Origin of the sequence: Aeromonas sp. HMWF017 (assembly GCF_003061465.1) — a bacterium.
GTDB classification, from domain to species: domain Bacteria; phylum Pseudomonadota; class Gammaproteobacteria; order Enterobacterales; family Aeromonadaceae; genus Aeromonas; species Aeromonas veronii.
In genome coordinates this window covers 1-16,728 of record NZ_QAJD01000068.1, presented here as the reverse complement: position 1 = coordinate 16,728, position 16,728 = coordinate 1, and the positions used below count along the sequence as shown (strand labels likewise).

The window sequence follows — 16,728 nt, the reverse complement described above, 5'->3', positions numbered from 1 at the left end:
GGGTAGAGGTGTTTCTCCATCCGCTGGGCCAGCCCGGTGCAGTCGATATTGCCCTTCTGGCAGATGGTGTTGCCCTGACAGGCGACGATATTGCGCCCGCCGATGGTCTGGTAACCGGCTGTGGTGTCCTCTACCTCGATGCCGCAGGTCTCCACCTCGATCTCCTTGATAAAGGGTTCGAGGGCGGCGTTGACCTTGTCCATGTCCTGATACTTGATGCCGGGCATCGCCAGCTTCTGGCGGGTGGTGAGGTGGATCAGGCCGTTGCCATACTGTTCGGCGATCTGCTGGGCCACTGCCAGCAGGTGGGCGGGCATGATCCCGCCGGGAATGCGTACGCTGATCATCGCTTCGCCGCGCACCTTGGAGAGGCGGTATTCGTTCTTGGCGCGGGCTTTGATGATGTCGATATCGAGACTCATGGTGTTCTCCCTCAGTCGATCAGATGCTGGGCCTGGTCAAAACGAAAGACCGGTCCATCCACGCAGATATAGGTGTCGCCCATCCGGCAGTGGCCACACTTGCCGACGGCGCAGGCCATGCGGCGTTCGTAGTCGACCCAGATGCGATCCTTGGGGATGCCCCGCTCGAGGAAGGCGAGCACCACGAAGCGGATCATGATGGGGGGGCCGACCACGATCACCTGGATATCTTCCTTGTCAGCAAGATCCAGCTGGTCGATGTAGTCGGTGACCCGGCCGATGCGAAACTGCTCGCTCTCCTTGCCCTCGTCCAGGGTGACGATGAGGTTCTGCTGCTTGGCCCAGAGCGGCATCTCGTGGCGATAGAGCACCGCCTGCTCGTTCTTGAAGCCGAGGATCATGTCGAGGGATTTCACCTCTTCCGGGTGTTTGCTGAAGCGGCGCAGCAGCCCCTTGACCGGCGCGACGCCGGTGCCGCCCGCCACCACGATGAGGTGCTGGTTGCGGTAGGTCTCCAGCGGATAGCCGTTGCCGTGGACACCGCGCATCCACACCTTGTCGCCCACATCGAGGGCAAACAGCGCATCGGTCACCTTGCCGACCTTGCGGATCAACAGGTCCACATAGCCATCGCCATAGTCGGAGACCGAGATGGGCGCTTCGCCGACGGTGGGCAGGGAGATCTCCACAAACTGGCCGTAGTGGACATCAAAGTCGCGTGATACCCGAAAGTTCCACTCAAGCTCGGTGTGGCGCTCGATGGCCAGAATGGTGTAGGCCTTGGGCAGCAGGCGGTTTTCGACCACGTCCTGCTGCGGTGCTGCTGTTGCGGTTTGCTGGCACTGGCACATATCAGCTCGCCCCCTGCGCGTTGTCGGCTGCGATGGTCTGTTCGACCACATCGGTCATCTTGTTGATGATGTTGCTAAAGGAGATGTAGTGAGGGCAGCGATCGTCGCAGCGGCCGCAGCCGACGCACATGTGCTCCTCCCCCTGACGGGCCTTGTAGTCGTTGACCTTGTGCAGGGCGCGATAACGCAGGCGCTCGCCATGTTTGGCGCGAAAACCGTGGCCACCTGCCATGTCGCTGAAGCCATCCACCATGCAGCTGGCCCACTGGCGACGGCGCTCGCCCTGCTTGGGGTTCTCCGCATAGGTGAGGTCGTGCACGCTGTAGCAGCTGCAGGTCGGGCAGGAGGTGGTGCAGCGGCCGCAGCCGATGCAGCGGCTGTCGTACTCGGCCCAGACCGGATGGGCGGTGAGAATCTGGCGGATCCGCTGTGGGTCGTCACAGACGCTGTCCGGGGTGCGTACCTTGACCGGGTTGCTCTGGACAAATTCCGGGGTGAAGTCATCGGATTCACCCAGTTCGGCAAAGTAGCCGAGCAGCTCGGGATCCTTTACCTCAATACGGGCACCCTCATCGCTCAGACGAATGGCGGCGGCGTAGTCCTGGGTCTCGTTGCTGCCCATGGAGACGCAGAAGCAGTTCTCGAAGCTCTCGCGGCACTCCAGCAGCACCAGCTTGAGCTTGCTGCGCAGTCTGGCGTAGTAGACGTCGCTGTTCTGGCCATTTTTCAGGTAGACCTGATCCAGCCTGCGCAGAGCGTGGATATCACAGCTGCGCAAGAACAGCAGGGTGGGCTTGGCCTCCACCTTTGATTCGCGCAGCTCCAGATTGTCGAAGTGGAACAAGGTCTGGGTGATGGGGAGCACCACCTCTTTCGGGGAGAAGTGGGACTTCTCCTGCCACACCAGATCGGCCGGATGGCGGATGCTGTGGTAGGTGACGTTGTCGGTGTCGGAGAAGCGGCCGCCCCGATATTCGGCCGCGGGCGCCATGATCCGGTAATCGGGCAGCAGCCGCTCGAACAGCTGCGCCAGCGCGGGATGGGTGAGAAGAAACGACATAAATAAACACCTTGTATGAGGGTGAGATGCCCTGGCATAGGGATGAGGCGCAAGCCGCTAAGAGTGTCTGGCACCGATTCTGGCTGCGCTTGCCTCGCCACGGTCTGTTTTTATGACTCATGTTGCTCAACTGACCCGATTGTTATTGTGTTGGCGGCGCGTGCGTCGCGGCAGGTCGGGTCATGCCTGTAAAATCCTTATCAATTGAGCAGGGCGGCCTGATAGCCTGCGCACTTGCCCATCACGTATCCCATCTCCAGCTTGTTGATATCGCGGGTAAAACGGGAAACGGGGAAGTAGTCAGCCGGGGCGATCACCTCGATCTGGCAGTCCTCCGGCGGATTGGCGATAAAATCGAGCGCCTCGTTGTAGCTGCGATCCCGCTGCTCCAGCGCCTGTGCCAGCGCGGGGCGGGTCTTGAGCAGAGTGCGGATCATCCAGGGGAAAGGCATCGGCTTGAGCCGATAGCCAAGGGGCTCGGAGAGGATCACCGTCAGGTGACGGGCACCGCGGCGGTAGGCCTCGATCACCGGGATGGAGTCGGCCACCCCGCCATCTGTCATCGGCACCCCGTGCACTTCCGGGTATTCGTGGGAGGCGAGGGGAATGGCGCAGCTGGCGGGCAGCACCTCGTTCATGTTCTCCGGCTTGACCCGGATGTACTCCGCCTTGCCGGTCAGGGTATTGGTCACCACCGCATAGAAGGGGATGCCGGTCTCCCGGTAGGCGTGAATGTCGAGAGGATACTTGCTGCAGCTGGTGTTCCACAGCCAGTGGATATCCACCAGATTGCCCCCCTTGGCAAAGCGCAGGGGATCCATAAACTGCTGGCTGCACGCCAGTTTGGTCAGGATCTCGTGGCTGCGGCCATGCTGGCTGGCGAGATAAGCCAGCAAGTTGGTGGCCCCCGCCGAGACGCCGATGGCGAAGTCAAAGGGGCGATAGTCATGCTCGATAAACGCATCCAGCACGCCGCTGGCAAATATGCCGCGCATGGCGCCGCCTTCTACAACCAATGCGCTGGGGGATGCGTTTTTGTTCATGACAGGCACCTCATTGATAAGTCAGAGAGAAAAAGTGGGAAAGAGAACGTTCGGGCTGTCAGGCCGACCATTCTGACAACCAACCGGGGTTGGCCGTCGCAATGAGGTCATTCTAGGAAGGGGACGGTGTTTAGAATATCTGTTAATAATGAATCAAGTGTTTTGTATTTCTAAACGACAGTGATAAACCTGTTGTGATCAAAGGGGTTGTGTAGGAGTCTCAACAACTCTGTGATGGCTGGATATTGGCAAGGATGAGTGTGTCATGACGTTATTTCCCCCGCAGCTCCAACGTGGCGATACCATCGCTTTTTTCTCCCCCTCCAGCGCGGCGACCGCCTGGGCTCCCAACCGTTTTGCCCGCGCAAAAGCCTTTCTTGAGGGGCAGGGCTTTAGGCTCAAGGCGGGCAGCCTCACCGGCCAGCAGGATCACTGGCGCTCCGGCTCCATCGCCGCGCGGGCTGAAGAGCTCAATGCCCTTATTCGCGACCCCGCAGTACGCTGCATCATGTCGGTGATTGGCGGCAACAACTCCAACTCCCTGCTGCCCTACCTCGATTTTGAGGCGCTGAGGCGCGATCCCAAGATTATCGTTGGCTACTCAGACGTGACGGCGTTGCTGCTCGGCATCCATGCCCAAACTGGCCTGGTTACCTTTTATGGCCCGGCGCTGGTGGCCTCCTTTGGCGAGTTGCCGCCGCTGGTGGATGAGACGCTGGCCAGTTTTTTACAGATTGCATTGGCCGATGAAGCTGGCGTCCCCTGCACGTTGCCCACCCCCGCGCAATGGAGCGATGAACGGCTCGATTGGGAAAACCAGACCCGGGCCAAGCAGTGCCAGCCCAATCGGCTGATCTCGGTGGGCTCAGGCCGGGTTGAGGGGCGACTGATCGGCGGCAACCTCAACACCATGGCGGGGATCTGGGGCTCCCCCTATATGCCGGCCATCGAGCACGGCGACATTTTGCTGCTGGAGGACAGCCTGAAATCTGCCGAGACGCTGGAGCGCTCCTTTGCCCATCTCAAGCTGTGCGGGGTGTTTGAGCGGATCGGCGCGCTTATCCTCGGCAAGCACGAGCTGTTCAACGATCAGGGCAGCGGCAAGCGCCCACTCGATATCCTGTTGGAGGTGGTGGGGGAGCCGAACTTCTCCATTCTTGCGGAGTTTGACTGCGCCCATACCCACCCCATGCTGACGTTGCCGCTGGGCATCGAGGTGGCGCTCGATCTCGACCTTCAGCGGCTCACCTTGCTGCAGCCCTGGTGGCGAGCAGAATGAGCACGAAATGAATGTCCAACAACAAGGCCGCGGATGCGGCCTTGTCTGTTTTTGTGGGGAGGGATCAGGGCAGGGCATCGGGCCGGAAGCTGGCGCGGATCTGCGGCACCAGGCTTGAAGGGTCGAATCCCTTCTCTTCCCCCAGTACCGGATGGAGCAGGGGCTTCTCTTCAATGGGGGTGATATCCCCCGCCAGCAGCTGGCGAGTCGCCTGACCCATCTGGTAGAGCTGGCGTACCGGCGCAAACTGGGTCGCCAGATTGAGGGGATCATCGGCGCGGGTGAAGGCCATCATGGGGATCTGATAGGTGGCATCGCGCGCCGGTTTGTCACCGTGAATCCCCTTGCCGGCGGACATCAAAAACGGCTGGTGATCGCCAAATGCCACCACCAGATAGCGCTTGTCCGACTGGTCTAGGGTCTTGAGCAGCCGCTCCAGCGAGGCCATGGCATCCAGCACCCCGGTGTAGTAGGTGTTGAGCAGCTGGGTGTCGCTCTCGCTCTGGTTCGGGCAGGCGCCGCTGCGCTCCTGCCCCTGATAGCGGGGGCCATCGAAGGGGCCGTGCCCCTGCATGGTGACCGCATAGGCAAATAGCGGCTTGTCATCCTGTTCGCTGCGCTTGAGCAGGTGGTCGATCAGCGCATCATCGGAGATATAGAGCCCCTTGTGCTCAAGGGTGGTAAAACGGGTATCGAACCAGCGCTCCTCATACCCCAGCGCTGGGATCGCCTTGGCGCGGCCCCAGAATTTTTCCACATAGGGGTGGGCGAACAGGGTCTGGTAGCCGCTCTGTCTGGCGCTCTGGGCCAGCCCCGGCACCTGCTGCGAGAGGTAGTAGTAGGGCACCACCCCCTGCTTGAGCAAGCCCACCGGCAGACCGGTGTTCATCTCGAACTCCGCCAGTACCGTCATGCCGCCGGTGGTGGGGGAGTGGATGGTTTTTTGCCACTGCTGCACGCTGGCGGGCAGGGAGAGGGTGGGAGCCGGGGCGCAGATCCGCCCCTTCCAGTTGAGCCAGAGCGACTCATATTGCAGCACGATCACCAGATCCCAGCGCGGCGCTATGCCTTGAGGCGGATAGCTCAGCTGCGGGGCCAGCTCGTTGATCTGCAAGGGGTAGCGAAACACGCTGCCGCTTTGCAGCATCTCGTCCACCAGATTGAACAGATAGAGGCCGGGGCCGGAGCGGATGATGTCCCTGTGGTAGTTGACCGCGCGATCCACGTAGCGAATGTTGGCCCCCAGCAGCTTGTTGCCGGTCTGGGTGGCAAAGACGCACAGGGCAAAGAAGGCGACGGTAGCCGCGGCTGTGCGCAACACCCAGCGTGACAGGGCAAAGCGCCAGCAGAGAAACAGTGCCAGCAACACGGTGAAGATGGGCAGGATGGGGTGCTGGTCGAGCAGGATCCGCAGCAGCGCCAGCAGGTTGCCAAAATCGTCCCCGCCGAGCGGCACGCCGTAGATGGCGATCTTCATAAAGTTGGCCAGCAGACCTATGCCTGACAGCGCGGTAAAGACCAGCCCCATATAGAGGTTGAAGCCCGCCAGCGCGCAGAGGCTCCAGCCCAGCACCATGCTGCCCCAGGCGAGATAGTAGTGCTCCGGCCGAAAGCCTGACCAGAGCAGAAACTCCCCCAGCTTGAACACCACGAAGCCGTGCAGCAGCACGAAGGTGAGGTTGCCGAGCAGCAGGCTGCCGATGATCCGCCAGCGCAGGCTGCGGCGCAGCTTTGGCAGCACCGTCTTGAGCACGGCGGCGCTCAGGGCCAGCACCAGGGTCAGGCTCACCACCAGATAGGTGAGGTTGAAGCCCTGCTCCGGCAGGGTTTGCAGGATCTGGCTGAAATCGCCGCTCTCGGGGCGATCTTTGAGCAGCAGACCGATGCGCAGCTGATAACGGCTGGCCAGCGCATCGTCCGGGGCGCGCAAGGTGCTGTTGAGATCCAGCGAGCAGCGGTTATTGCGGCACACCTGACGCTTATCCACCGCCTGACTGAGCTGGTCAATCCGCTCCCCCTTGTCGTTGAGCAGCTCCACTCGCACCTTGTCCCCCGCTTGCAGTGGCCCTCGCAACTGCCACTGGCTGCGCACCACCAGATAGAGGCCGCGGCTGTCGCTTTTATAGAGCAGTGCGTGGCGGGTGAGGGTGGCCAGCGGGTTGTCGGCGGGGCCCAGCACCAGCGGCTGGGCACGGCCCAGCCAGCTACCGGGATTGAGCAGCGGCAACAACAGGGTCAGCAGCAGCAATCCGCCCAGCAGGGCAAGCAGTAGAGAGGGCAGACTCAGGACGCGGGGGCGGCCTGAGGAGGGGCGATTCATATAAGCTCATCCTTTGAGCGAGTGAGGGAGAGATCGTTCATCCGCATAGAGTTTGACCCGATGGTGCGGGCCTTGTTTCAGCTTGTCAATTTAATGACCACTTAATGAATATTTGGTTACAGCTCAACCTTGCAAATTGTGATCCCGGTCGAGGGATTGTTCGGAATATGTGATGAAAGCGTCATCATGGGGTTTTGCCACTGGCTTGGGAGGGATCTGCTGTTTAGTCTCTCGATAGCGACTGGAGGTACATGTATGAATCCCAAAGTGATGGCACGTCAGGCCAGATTGCTGCGCATGCTGGAGAGCAAGGAAGAGATCCGGATCGGACGCGAGCGCGACTGCCCGCTGCCGCTGGCCCAGCTGGTCAAGCTGAAGGATAGCCATCCGGCTGTGGTCAAGGTCTATCGCCACGGTCTTACCGCCGAGGTGTTTCACCTCAAGGTGGAGGGGCATCACTGGTGCCTCAAGCGGCGCCGTCAGGATTCACTGGTGGCCAACCTCGATGGCAAGACCGCCTTTCTGACCGAGCTGGAGCGGCGGCGCGAAATCGAGGCGCTGCGCGAGCTGCATCCTACTGTCCTCTCCCACGTGGTTTGCACCAGCTTCGGCTCGGCGCGGGCCGGGGTGCTGGTCTCCCCCTGGTTGCGGGGTGTGCCGGTCCATCAGCTCAACGAACGCAATCTGGCCCAGATGCTGGAGGTGCAGGGTGAGCTGGCCCGCTGGGGCTGGTTTGACTGGGACCCGAGCCCGGGCAACCTGCTCGATGACGGCGAGCAGATCTGCGTGTTCGACTTTGGCTATATGTGGACCTTCGATCCCCGCTTTGAATACAACTCCAATGGTCTGGTCGACCCGCAGTTCCATGTACCGGAGCGGTTGGAGACCCGCACCCTCTCCGGACTCTGGCTCGATGAGGCCGATCCTCTGCCGCAATTTCGCTACTGGCGCGAGCTTTGCCTGAAATGGGTGAAACGGGAGATCCACCACCTGATCCGTGAAGGGGCCAGCGCGCCCGTGCTGGCCCGCCTGCACGCCCTGCAAGGGGAGTGGAGCGCCGCGCTGGCGAGCGACGAGGCGCTGGTCGCCAACTGGTGGCGGGACATGTATCGCAGCCACCGGCTCGATGTGGCCGATGATCTGAGCGGCCAGAGCTGCGGCCCGCTCACCCTGCGCCGTCTCGACTGGCTGATGCAGGCGGTGACGGATCACTATCCGCTGCTGGTGGACAATCTCTCGCCTCAGGAGACGGAGCTGGGCCAGACAGGGCTGCTGGCCCGCTTGCAGCAGCTACGTCGGGAAGCCGTAGCCTGTCAGTTGCCAGCCACCAGCCTTGCCTGAGCCAATACCTTTACGGAGTACAAATGAACAGGGCGCCGTGTTGGCGCCCTGTTGCGTGTTCGAACTTGCCTCGGTTGAGGATCAGTCCAGCAGCTCCTGATGGAGGCGGTTGACGATATTGCCCGCCTCGCTCTCCTTGACCAGGAAGCAGAGGTTGTGGGCGCTGGCGCCGTAGCAGATCATCCGGATGTTGTGCTCGCGCAGGGCGTCAAAGACCTGACTGCCCACCCCGTTCACTTCGCTCATCCGGTTGCCGATGAGCGCCACCAGTGCCAGACCGGTTTCCACCTCCACCTTGCAAAGCTGGCCCAGCTCGGCCAGTACCTTGTCGCTCAGGATTGGCTCGCCGTTGCTCTGGCTGCCGGTGTGGTCCAGCGTCAATGACACGCTCACTTCCGAGGTAGTGATGAGATCGACCGAGATGCGGTGACGGGCCAGAATGCCGAATACTTCGGCCAGGAAGCCGTAGGCGTGGAACATGTTGAGGCTGTGCAGGGTCACCAGCACCTGCTGGCGGCGCAGGGCGACGGCGCGAAACAGCGGGCTTGAATCTGTGCTGGCGCGGATCCAGGTACCACCGGCGGCGGGGTCCTTGGCGGAGCCGACAAACACCGGAATATTCTGGCGCACCGCCGGTTGCAGGGTGGCGGGGTGCAGCACCTTGGCGCCGAAAGTGGCCATCTCGGCCGCTTCGACAAAGCTGATTTCGGGAATGGGGCGGGCGCGGGTGACGAGGCGCGGATCCGTGGTGTAGATGCCGGGCACATCGGTCCAGATCTCGATACTGGCGGCATCGAGCGCTTCGGCGAGCAGGGCTGCGCTGTAGTCAGAGCCGCCGCGCCCCAGCGTGGTGGTGCGGCCATCGCCATCGGCACCGATAAAGCCCTGGGTGATGATAAGGCTGTCGCCAAGCTGCGGGCCCAGCGTCTGCTGGCAGAGGGTTCGGGTGGTGGCCAGATCGACGGTGGCCTTGCCAAAGCGGCTGTCGGTGCGCATCAGCTGGCGCACATCCTGCCAGTGAGCCTTGACGCCGCGCTGGCGCAGCAGCTCGGTAAAGAGGCGGGTAGACATCAGCTCGCCGCAGGCGATGAGGCGATCGGCCAGCTCCGCATCGGTATGCTGGTGGGCTTGCTGGGCCATGAGGCGAACTTCGTCCAGCTGGCCATGAATGAGGGCGCTCACATCAACAGGGTTGCCGAGATCGGTCAGAATGGCCTGCTGGATCCCGGCCAGTTTGGCCAGTTGCTCGTCACGGCCCGCTTCGTCCAGCTCCCCTTGTGCCAGAGCGACCAGCAGGTTGGTGACACCGGCGCTGGCACTCAGTACCACCACCCGGGTGGCGGGATTGGCCAGCACGATGTCGGCGCAGTGATTCATGGCCGGGAAGTTGGCGACACTGGTTCCGCCAAACTTGGCGACATTGATCGGGCTCATTGCTTACTCCTGTCTTATTTTAAGATTCCGGTTCCATCGGGCAAAAAAGAGAGGAGGAGGCTGAAAATGGCAGGAATGAACGAAGCTATCCCGGCCAGAAGCACTCCACCTGCAGAGCCCATCCCGTACCGCCCCTGACAGGGCGCGGTGGGGGATGATCACTACCGATGACAACCCGGGGGATTCAGCCCCCGCAGCCGACGTTGAGGTCACCAGTCTCCTCACTCGTCTCGGCGCTGCTCCCCCTGACCCAAGTTCACCGGACGCTGGCGTCCTCCCTTGGGCTGCCTGGGCAGCGCTCCTCTTCTGGCTCCACCAGGGCGGTGGAGTGCATTTAGAAATACCCTGCGTTGGATTGCACTGTCAATCGAGTTTGTGAAAAAGTTCAAATTGTCGGCTAACTCAACACAGAATCAATGGCTTAGGCAATGGTCTTTGACAAAACCTTGGAACGGCGCTGCCAGTTGTAGAGACGCTGGCGCGCCACCGGCAGATCTTCCACTTCCAGCGGATCGAAGCCCCGCTCCCGGAACCAGTGGATGGAGCGGGTGGTGAGCACGAACAGGCGGCGAATGCCAAGCCGCTTGGCCCGCTCGGCCACCTTGGCCACCAGCTGATCCCCCCGGTTTGAATTGCGGTAGTCGGGGTGAATGGCGACGCAGGCCATCTCCGCCATCGCCTCTTCCATAAAGCAGTAGAGGGCCGCGCAGCCGATGATGAGGCCATCGCGCTCGATGATGGTGAACTTGTCGATCTCCATCTCCAGCTGCTCGCGGGAGCGGCGCACCAGAATGCCTTCCTCCTCCAGCGGGCGGATCAAATCAAGAATGCCGCCGATATCCTCGATGGTAGCGGCGCGGGCCTGCTCGGCACTTTCCCGCACGATCTGGGTGCCGAGGCCGTCGCGACTGAACAGCTCCTGCAGCATGGCGCCATCATCCTGATAGCTCACCAGATGGGAGCGGGGCACGCCGCCTCGGCAGGAGGCAATGGCCGCACGCAGATAGCGGGCGGTGCCGGACATCTCTTCGCCAGCCTGCTCCAGCTCCACCAGCAGCTCTTCGGCCTGCTCGGGGAAGAGCTCGGAGATGGCCTCGCCGCGTCTGTCCATTACCCCCTGGGTGCTGCTAAAGCAGATGAGCTTGTCCGCCTTGAGATCGACCGCTACCCGGCGGGCCACCTCTTCGGAGCTGAGGTTAAAGCTCTCGCCGGTGACCGAGCAGCCGATGGGGGAGATGAGCACCAGACTCTTCTGATCGAGCTGGCGGGTGATCCCCTCCACGTCGATGCGGCGCACCCGGCCGCTGTGGCAAAAGTCGATGCCATCATCCACCCCCAGCGGCTGGGCGGTGACGAAGTTGCCGCTCACCACGCTGATCCGCGCCCCCTGCATTGGGGTGTTCGCGAGCCCCATGGAGAGCTGGGCGGTGATGTCATATTGCAGGCCGCCACACACCTGCTTGATGATGGTAAAACTCTCGTCATCGGTGACCCGGATCCGCTTGTGGTACTGGGCCTCGATACCGGCGCGGGCTAACGCTTCATCGTTTTGCGGACGTGAACCAAACACCAGCACCAGGCGTATGCCCAGTGTCTGCAGCAGGGCAATATCGCTGACGATATTGGCGAAGTTGGGGTGGCAGATGGCTTCACCCCCCATCATCAGCACAAAGGTGGCACCCCGATGCACATTGACATAGGGGGTGGATTGCCGGAAGGCATTGACCAGACTGGGTTCGCGTTCACGCACTTGATATTTCTTCCATAAAAAAACAGCGATTGGCTCAATATATGAAAATTAATTCACAAATCAAGACTAAATATTGATTTTGACCGTTTCTGGTCTACGAGGGGCGGCTTGGCCGTGCGGATTGGGAGCAGGTGGCAGGAAGCGCAGATGGCCGTTGGGGCGAGCGGGGAAGGGCCCGCCGGTTGATCCGGCGCGATAAACTGCTATCTTCGATGCTCCTTTTCGTCAGCTGTGTGATTTCACAGGGTTTTATACAAGGACAGAATTCATGGAACAGATTATTTCACCGGCAGATGCCCTGCCGGGACGACGCGAAGCGATGGTGATTGGTCAGCAGCATGCGGTGAATGGCAACCCGACCCAAGGCCCTTGGCCGGAAGGGATGGCGGTGGCCTGGTTTGGCATGGGTTGCTTCTGGGGCGTGGAGCGCCTGTTCTGGCAGCAGCCGGGCGTCTACTCCACCGCGGCAGGTTATCAGGGCGGTGTGACCCAGAATCCCACCTACAAAGAGGTGTGCAGCGGCCTGACCGGACATGCCGAAACGGTGCAGGTGGTGTTTGATCCGGCGGTGATCAGCTATGGCGATCTGCTCAGACTGTTCTGGGAGCAGCACGATCCGGCGCAGGGGATGCGTCAGGGCGGGGACATTGGCACCCAGTATCGCTCGGTGATCTTCTATGGCGACGAGAGCCAGCAGATCATTGCCCAGCAGAGCATGGCGGCCTATCAGCAGGCGATGGCGGCAAGCGGCGACAGCCGTGCCATCACTACCCGCATTCTGCCGCTGGCACCCTTCTATTACGCCGAGGATTACCATCAGCAATATCTGGAGAAGAACCCGGATGGCTACTGCGGATTGGGTGGCATTGGAGTCTGTTTGCCGCCCAGCCTGAACCGCTGAACAGGTTTGTAGTCGATTTCTTAATAAAAGTGAAAATAAATGGTCGGAGGAGGGAACTTATTGCGACCAGTCGGGACTAACTAGGTAGCGTCCAGGGATCGGATGCAAAGTCCAGACACATTTCTTGCCTTGATAACCGCCTGATGAATGAACGCACTGGCGGGTTGAAAATGATAGCAAGCAGGGCTGCCCACCAAGGCGGCCCTTTTCCTTATCTGCTGTTCTGAAATCTTGCGTTGGGCGGGAGAGCCGGACGGCAGATCAGCCGATGGCGCTGTCGAACAGGTTCTTGATGAGATCGATAAACTCGATGAGGAAGGTTTTCTGTTCCGGGGTCGGGGCGCGGAGCCAGACGGCGGAGAGCACCTCCTCCAGATCGGCGACCACGGCGTCGGCCTCCTGCATGATGGCGAAACGCACCTTGGGATCGAGCTGGGGGTTTTGCTCGCAAATGGCCATCAGGTTGCTGGCAACTCGGCCACTGACCAGATCTTCGATGGTCTCTTCACCATCGTTCTGCTGCTGGGATTCAAACAATCCCAAACTCTCCACCAGATACTCGATCAGCGAGATATAGCCTTCACTTTCTACCACCATGGTTGCTGCCTCAATACAGTAACAATACGAAAATTAAGCGTATTTTAGTGGCTTGCCCTAGCTTGGCAAGCAGCAGTGCAGGCGATGGCGAGTAAAACTGACTCCGCCCCGCTCCACGCACTCCAGCCCGGTCAACGTAAAGCCATGTCGTAAAAATAGCTCATAACTGAAGGCGCTGGCCTCGGTGGTGATGAGCGTCATACCGAGCCCTCGGGCCCCCGCGAGCGCCGTGGTGAGCAGCAGATTGCCCAGTCCCTGGCGCTGATGGTCGGCGCTCACATAGAGCAGACTGAGGTGGCCATCGGGGCTCAGAGTGACAAACCCGAGGGGCACATTTGCCAGCTCAGCCACCCAGCCGTGGTGCTCGCGCAGCTGGCTGACAAAGCCCGGATGTTGTGCACCGAGGGCCCACTGCTCCACCTGCTCGGCGCTGTAGTGCTCGGGGCCGCTGCGTCGCACCGCCTGCTCAAACAGGCTCACGAGGGCAGGGATATGTGCCTCACCAAGGGGGACAATGCAAAGTGCTGGACTAAGTGCTGGCGTCATAAGGTTGGGTCGTCAGTGGGGGAGAGGGGGCGCGGCGCCTGTGGCCGTTTGGCTTTGGGCAGACCCGCGACAACCCGCTCATAGGAGTGGTGCACCCAGCCCTGCCACAGATCATCTGGCAAGGTGCTGTTCAGGGTCACTGTGTTCCAGTGTTGCTTGTTCATATGCCAGCCCGGTTTGACCTCGGGGTGGATCTCGCGCAGCAGCAACGCCAGCTCGGGCTCGCATTTGAGGTTGATGGTGAGCGGCTCGGCCTGCCAATCCACCAGCGCGAACATCTTGCCCGCGATGCGGTAGACCAGGATCTCCGGGCCAAACGGGGTATCTTCGGTGGCGCCCGGCAGGGAGAGCAGAAAGTGGCGCAAACGGGTCAAATCCATGGAAAGTTCTCGCGCAAGGGGTGATCCGGGTCATGTCAGGCGCATATCTATCGGCGGGCCTGTTCTGTTAATATGCGCGCAGCCGAGTATACCCCCCATCACCAAGGGAGCCTATTGGATGTTGTATCACAAGACTTTCGAACTGGGTCCCGAGCGGGATTGGGTGGTATTTGTCCACGGCGCCGGTGGCAGCTCCTCCATCTGGTTCAAGCAGCTGCGCGCTTATCGCGAACACTTCAACGTGCTGCTGCTGGACTTGCGCGGCCACGGCCAGTCCCACCAGCTGCAACAGGTGGTCAAGGGCCACTACAGCTTTCGGGAAGTGACCGAAGATATCGTTCGGCTGCTCGATCACCTCGATATCCGCCGCGCCCACTTTGTCGGCATCTCCCTTGGCACCATCCTTATTCGCCATCTGGCCGAGCTCTGCCCGGAGCGGGTGAAAAGCATGGTACTGGGGGGCGCCATTTTGCGGCTCGATATCCGCTCGCGGGTGCTGGTGCAACTGGGCCGACTCGGCCAGCACTTCCTGCCCTATATGTGGCTCTACCGGCTGTTTGCTTTCATCATCATGCCGCGCCAGCACCATCAGGAGTCGCGCAACCTCTTTGTGCGCGAAGCCCGCAAGCTCTGCCAGAAGGAGTTCAAGCGCTGGTTCCGCCTCGCCACCGAGGTTAACCCGCTGATGCGTTACTTTCGCGAACGCTCCCTGCCCATTCCCACCCTCTATGTGATGGGGGAGGAGGATCATATGTTTTTGGCACCGGTACGCGAACAGGTGGCCCGCGATGCCAGCTCCTCACTGGCGGTGATCGAACAGTGCGGCCATGTCTGCAATGTGGAGCAGCCGGAGCAGTTTAATCGTACTACCTTGGATTTTATTACTCGCCAAGTCGACGTTGCTAACCTGAAATAGCATTGCACTTGTATACATTATCACCGCATTCTCTATCAGCAGGCGCCGGCCGCAAGATAAATAAATTATTGGCAGGATAATTCCTGCCGTTTATCAATGTATCCTTAGATTAGTAGTAAGGATCCTTACCATATTTTTACTAAAGGCGAATGTTTTCGTTCAAAATAGTTATGTAGTCATTTTTTAATGAATGCAATTAATTCGTGCATTTTTTCGTCTAGATCAAATGTTGTACAGTCTTTTAAATTAATATCTTTAGATATGGCTTTAGCTATTTGCACTTTTTTATTGGCATAACTCAGAGCAATATTATTAATGTCAGAGTCTGTCAGTGGTATATCAGAGTCATCTTGATAACATTTAGCAATAGCCATGTCGAACGAATCAAATTTATCGAAAACGAAGTCTGATGGTTCTGTTGGTATCAATTTTATAATCTTGCGCTGTTCTCCTCTTCCAATATAACTTCTTTTAAATTCTTGGCGTGTTAAAACTGTAAAAAGTAGTTCTTTTGAAATGTAATTTTCAATTTCACGACCATCTGTAATCCAGATTTTGATATAGTCTTTTATAGAAGAGTGTAACCCAGCTTTGTGTTTATTGGCCGAATCCAATCTATCCAGCATCGAGTTTAGATATGCTTTAAAGGCATCGTTATCTCTACTTGATTTTGATGAACAATCAGAATCCGCTATCAAGTAAGCTTTTCTGCTAGTGCTTAAAATGTTTATAAAGTTGTTGTCAGGATCATCTAATGCAGTAAATGATGCTAGATTGGTGCCGCCAAAATATAAAAATGAATAATCCTTTCCTTCTTTTAAGGTCCCATGTGAAAATAATTCAATCCATTTTTTTATATAAATTCTATCGCTGGGGCCTTCAACCCATATCACGGTATTTGCTTGAAGTATTTGAGATGCTTTTACGCCTAGAGAGTCTAATGTTTCGTAATGTTTAACAACATTGTCATTAGGGGATATTAAGCTGGCACCATTAGCGTTCTTTAAAGTTCTATATACAGACCAGTTTTCATTGAGACAATCGATAAGAGAGGGGGAGTGTGTGGTAATAAAGAATCGATGATTAACCAACTCACTTTCAAATATTCTTACAAGTCTGACAACTGCTTCTGGATGCAAATTAGCTTCTGGCTCTTCCAAAAAAACATTAAGATAAGATTCTTTATTAATCCAGAGGTGCGAGAGAAGCATTACAATTTGAGATACACCGGTACCTAATTTATCTAGAGAGAATGATAACCCAGATTGAAATTCAAGGCATAAGTCGTCATCAATAATTTCAATGTTTGTTACAGATTCAGACAAAATGTCACTTAACCAAATTTTTATTTGTCTTTTGTAATTTGACCAATTTGATGGGGTTGCCTTGTCAGTTCTTAATCTATCTAGTTCACTAATAATTTGCGCACCATCAAAATAGTAACTCTGTTGATTTTTTGAATTGCGAGAGTGATGTCTGATGGGGTCAACAAAAACCAAAGATTTTAAAAACTTCTCCCAATAAAATTTGTTATCATTGAATCCTGGTGCTATATCAGTTGGGTCTCTCCATGTGGGGTGGGGGGATTTAATATCATGATAAATTAGATCATTTTCATTGAAAATAGATAATTCGTTGACTTTAATGTTAAGTATAGATGTGTCAGTATTTAGGTTGTGTTGACAATTAAGCATAACACGATGACTGTTTGTTTTGTATGAAACCTTATCCTCTTTAGTAAAAAAATTGTCCTTTGATAACGTTATTTGACACTCTACTTGATTTCTTCTCCAATGCCATGTCTGACTTTCATCAAGATTTGCTGTTACAATAATTCTTTTACCCGGTGGAAATTCACTATTATGTATGCTCTTTAAATAATTAAAGT

General features: G+C 57.9%; 14 protein-coding genes, 1 pseudogene and 1 riboswitch. Of the genes and pseudogenes, 4 read left to right on the top strand and 11 right to left on the bottom strand.

Features of this window, described 5'->3' with window-relative positions:
• The 4 genes and pseudogenes from DBR30_RS21770 to DBR30_RS07085 form a co-directional block, all read right to left on the bottom strand.
• Positions 1-422: pseudogene (locus DBR30_RS21770) on the bottom strand (sulfite reductase subunit C); the annotation flags it as partial.
• A gap of 11 nt (positions 423-433) precedes the next feature.
• Complete coding sequence (gene asrB / locus DBR30_RS07095; RefSeq protein ID WP_108540108.1) at positions 434-1,273, bottom strand: anaerobic sulfite reductase subunit AsrB; 840 nt, start codon at positions 1,271-1,273, stop codon at positions 434-436.
• 1 nt (position 1,274) lies between these two features.
• Positions 1,275-2,333 (bottom strand): anaerobic sulfite reductase subunit AsrA, encoded by a 1,059-nt coding sequence (asrA, locus tag DBR30_RS07090; RefSeq protein ID WP_108540105.1) that lies wholly within the window; start codon positions 2,331-2,333, stop codon positions 1,275-1,277.
• Between the two features lie 200 nt (positions 2,334-2,533).
• Positions 2,534-3,376, bottom strand: a complete 843-nt coding sequence (locus tag DBR30_RS07085; protein ID WP_042053080.1) for a patatin-like phospholipase family protein — start codon at positions 3,374-3,376, stop codon at positions 2,534-2,536.
• Between the two features lie 265 nt (positions 3,377-3,641).
• On the opposite strand from DBR30_RS07085, the gene DBR30_RS07080 reads away from it, so the two are divergent.
• Positions 3,642-4,655 (top strand): S66 family peptidase, encoded by a 1,014-nt coding sequence (locus tag DBR30_RS07080; RefSeq protein WP_108540103.1) that lies wholly within the window; start codon positions 3,642-3,644, stop codon positions 4,653-4,655.
• A 64-nt stretch (positions 4,656-4,719) separates the two neighbouring features.
• Here DBR30_RS07080 and DBR30_RS07075 read toward each other — a convergent pair whose 3' ends face one another.
• Entirely contained in the window at positions 4,720-6,975 is a 2,256-nt protein-coding gene (locus DBR30_RS07075) for an LTA synthase family protein (protein WP_108540100.1), read from the bottom strand.
• 255 nt (positions 6,976-7,230) lie between these two features.
• On the opposite strand from DBR30_RS07075, the gene DBR30_RS07070 reads away from it, so the two are divergent.
• Positions 7,231-8,316, top strand: coding sequence for a hypothetical protein (locus DBR30_RS07070; RefSeq protein WP_005333743.1), 1,086 nt, complete (start codon positions 7,231-7,233; stop codon positions 8,314-8,316).
• An 81-nt stretch (positions 8,317-8,397) separates the two neighbouring features.
• On the opposite strand, the gene lysC is transcribed toward DBR30_RS07070, so the two are convergent.
• On the bottom strand, positions 8,398-9,750 hold the full coding sequence (gene lysC, locus DBR30_RS07065) for a lysine-sensitive aspartokinase 3 (protein WP_108540098.1): 1,353 nt from the start codon (positions 9,748-9,750) through the stop codon (positions 8,398-8,400).
• Positions 9,751-9,840: 90 nt separating this feature from the next.
• A riboswitch (Lysine riboswitch) is annotated at positions 9,841-10,064 on the bottom strand.
• A gap of 107 nt (positions 10,065-10,171) precedes the next feature.
• A complete protein-coding gene (argA, locus tag DBR30_RS07060) occupies positions 10,172-11,500 on the bottom strand; it encodes an amino-acid N-acetyltransferase (protein WP_005345063.1) in 1,329 nt (442 codons plus the stop codon).
• Positions 11,501-11,768: 268 nt separating this feature from the next.
• Between argA and msrA the strand changes: the two genes are divergently transcribed.
• The gene (msrA, locus tag DBR30_RS07055; RefSeq protein WP_019446160.1) at positions 11,769-12,401 is read left to right on the top strand and encodes a peptide-methionine (S)-S-oxide reductase MsrA; all 633 of its coding nucleotides are present in this window, start codon (positions 11,769-11,771) and stop codon (positions 12,399-12,401) included.
• Between the two features lie 261 nt (positions 12,402-12,662).
• Here msrA and DBR30_RS07050 read toward each other — a convergent pair whose 3' ends face one another.
• Genes DBR30_RS07050 through DBR30_RS07040 form a run of 3 tightly spaced genes read right to left on the bottom strand, consistent with a single transcriptional unit; the run spans position 12,663 to position 13,924 of the window.
• Positions 12,663-12,998 (bottom strand): DUF3802 family protein, encoded by a 336-nt coding sequence (locus DBR30_RS07050; protein WP_005333735.1) that lies wholly within the window; start codon positions 12,996-12,998, stop codon positions 12,663-12,665.
• A 57-nt stretch (positions 12,999-13,055) separates the two neighbouring features.
• Positions 13,056-13,544, bottom strand: a complete 489-nt coding sequence (locus DBR30_RS07045; protein ID WP_108540095.1) for a GNAT family N-acetyltransferase — start codon at positions 13,542-13,544, stop codon at positions 13,056-13,058.
• Positions 13,541-13,924: an MmcQ/YjbR family DNA-binding protein gene (locus DBR30_RS07040; protein WP_069555061.1), complete on the bottom strand. Its 384-nt coding sequence runs from the start codon at positions 13,922-13,924 to the stop codon at positions 13,541-13,543. The genes DBR30_RS07045 and DBR30_RS07040 overlap by 4 nt, the downstream gene beginning before the upstream one ends.
• Before the next feature lie 118 nt (positions 13,925-14,042).
• Here DBR30_RS07040 and DBR30_RS07035 point away from each other — a divergent pair, with 118 nt between their 5' ends.
• Entirely contained in the window at positions 14,043-14,840 is a 798-nt protein-coding gene (locus tag DBR30_RS07035; RefSeq protein WP_108588259.1) for an alpha/beta fold hydrolase, read from the top strand.
• A gap of 176 nt (positions 14,841-15,016) precedes the next feature.
• On the opposite strand, the gene DBR30_RS07030 is transcribed toward DBR30_RS07035, so the two are convergent.
• Positions 15,017-16,728, bottom strand: a 1,712-nt coding sequence (locus DBR30_RS07030; RefSeq protein ID WP_146181363.1) for an AAA family ATPase, incomplete at its 5' end; no start/stop codon positions are given.

Excerpts from the sequence above, each read along its gene's own strand:
- DBR30_RS07070 (WP_005333743.1), top strand. The coding sequence starts at position 7,231 with ATGAATCCCAAAGTGATGGCACGTCAGGCCAGATTGCTGCGCATGCTG.
- DBR30_RS07080 (WP_108540103.1), top strand. The coding sequence starts at position 3,642 with ATGACGTTATTTCCCCCGCAGCTCCAACGTGGCGATACCATCGCTTTT.
- DBR30_RS07085 (WP_042053080.1), bottom strand. The coding sequence starts at position 3,376 with ATGAACAAAAACGCATCCCCCAGCGCATTGGTTGTAGAAGGCGGCGCC.
- DBR30_RS07045 (WP_108540095.1), bottom strand. The coding sequence starts at position 13,544 with ATGACGCCAGCACTTAGTCCAGCACTTTGCATTGTCCCCCTTGGTGAG.
- DBR30_RS07050 (WP_005333735.1), bottom strand. The coding sequence starts at position 12,998 with ATGGTGGTAGAAAGTGAAGGCTATATCTCGCTGATCGAGTATCTGGTG.
- lysC (WP_108540098.1), bottom strand. The coding sequence starts at position 9,750 with ATGAGCCCGATCAATGTCGCCAAGTTTGGCGGAACCAGTGTCGCCAAC.
- DBR30_RS07040 (WP_069555061.1), bottom strand. The coding sequence starts at position 13,924 with ATGGATTTGACCCGTTTGCGCCACTTTCTGCTCTCCCTGCCGGGCGCC.
- DBR30_RS07075 (WP_108540100.1), bottom strand. The coding sequence starts at position 6,975 with ATGAATCGCCCCTCCTCAGGCCGCCCCCGCGTCCTGAGTCTGCCCTCT.
- asrB (WP_108540108.1), bottom strand. The coding sequence starts at position 1,273 with ATGTGCCAGTGCCAGCAAACCGCAACAGCAGCACCGCAGCAGGACGTG.
- asrA (WP_108540105.1), bottom strand. The coding sequence starts at position 2,333 with ATGTCGTTTCTTCTCACCCATCCCGCGCTGGCGCAGCTGTTCGAGCGG.
- DBR30_RS07035 (WP_108588259.1), top strand. The coding sequence starts at position 14,043 with ATGTTGTATCACAAGACTTTCGAACTGGGTCCCGAGCGGGATTGGGTG.
- msrA (WP_019446160.1), top strand. The coding sequence starts at position 11,769 with ATGGAACAGATTATTTCACCGGCAGATGCCCTGCCGGGACGACGCGAA.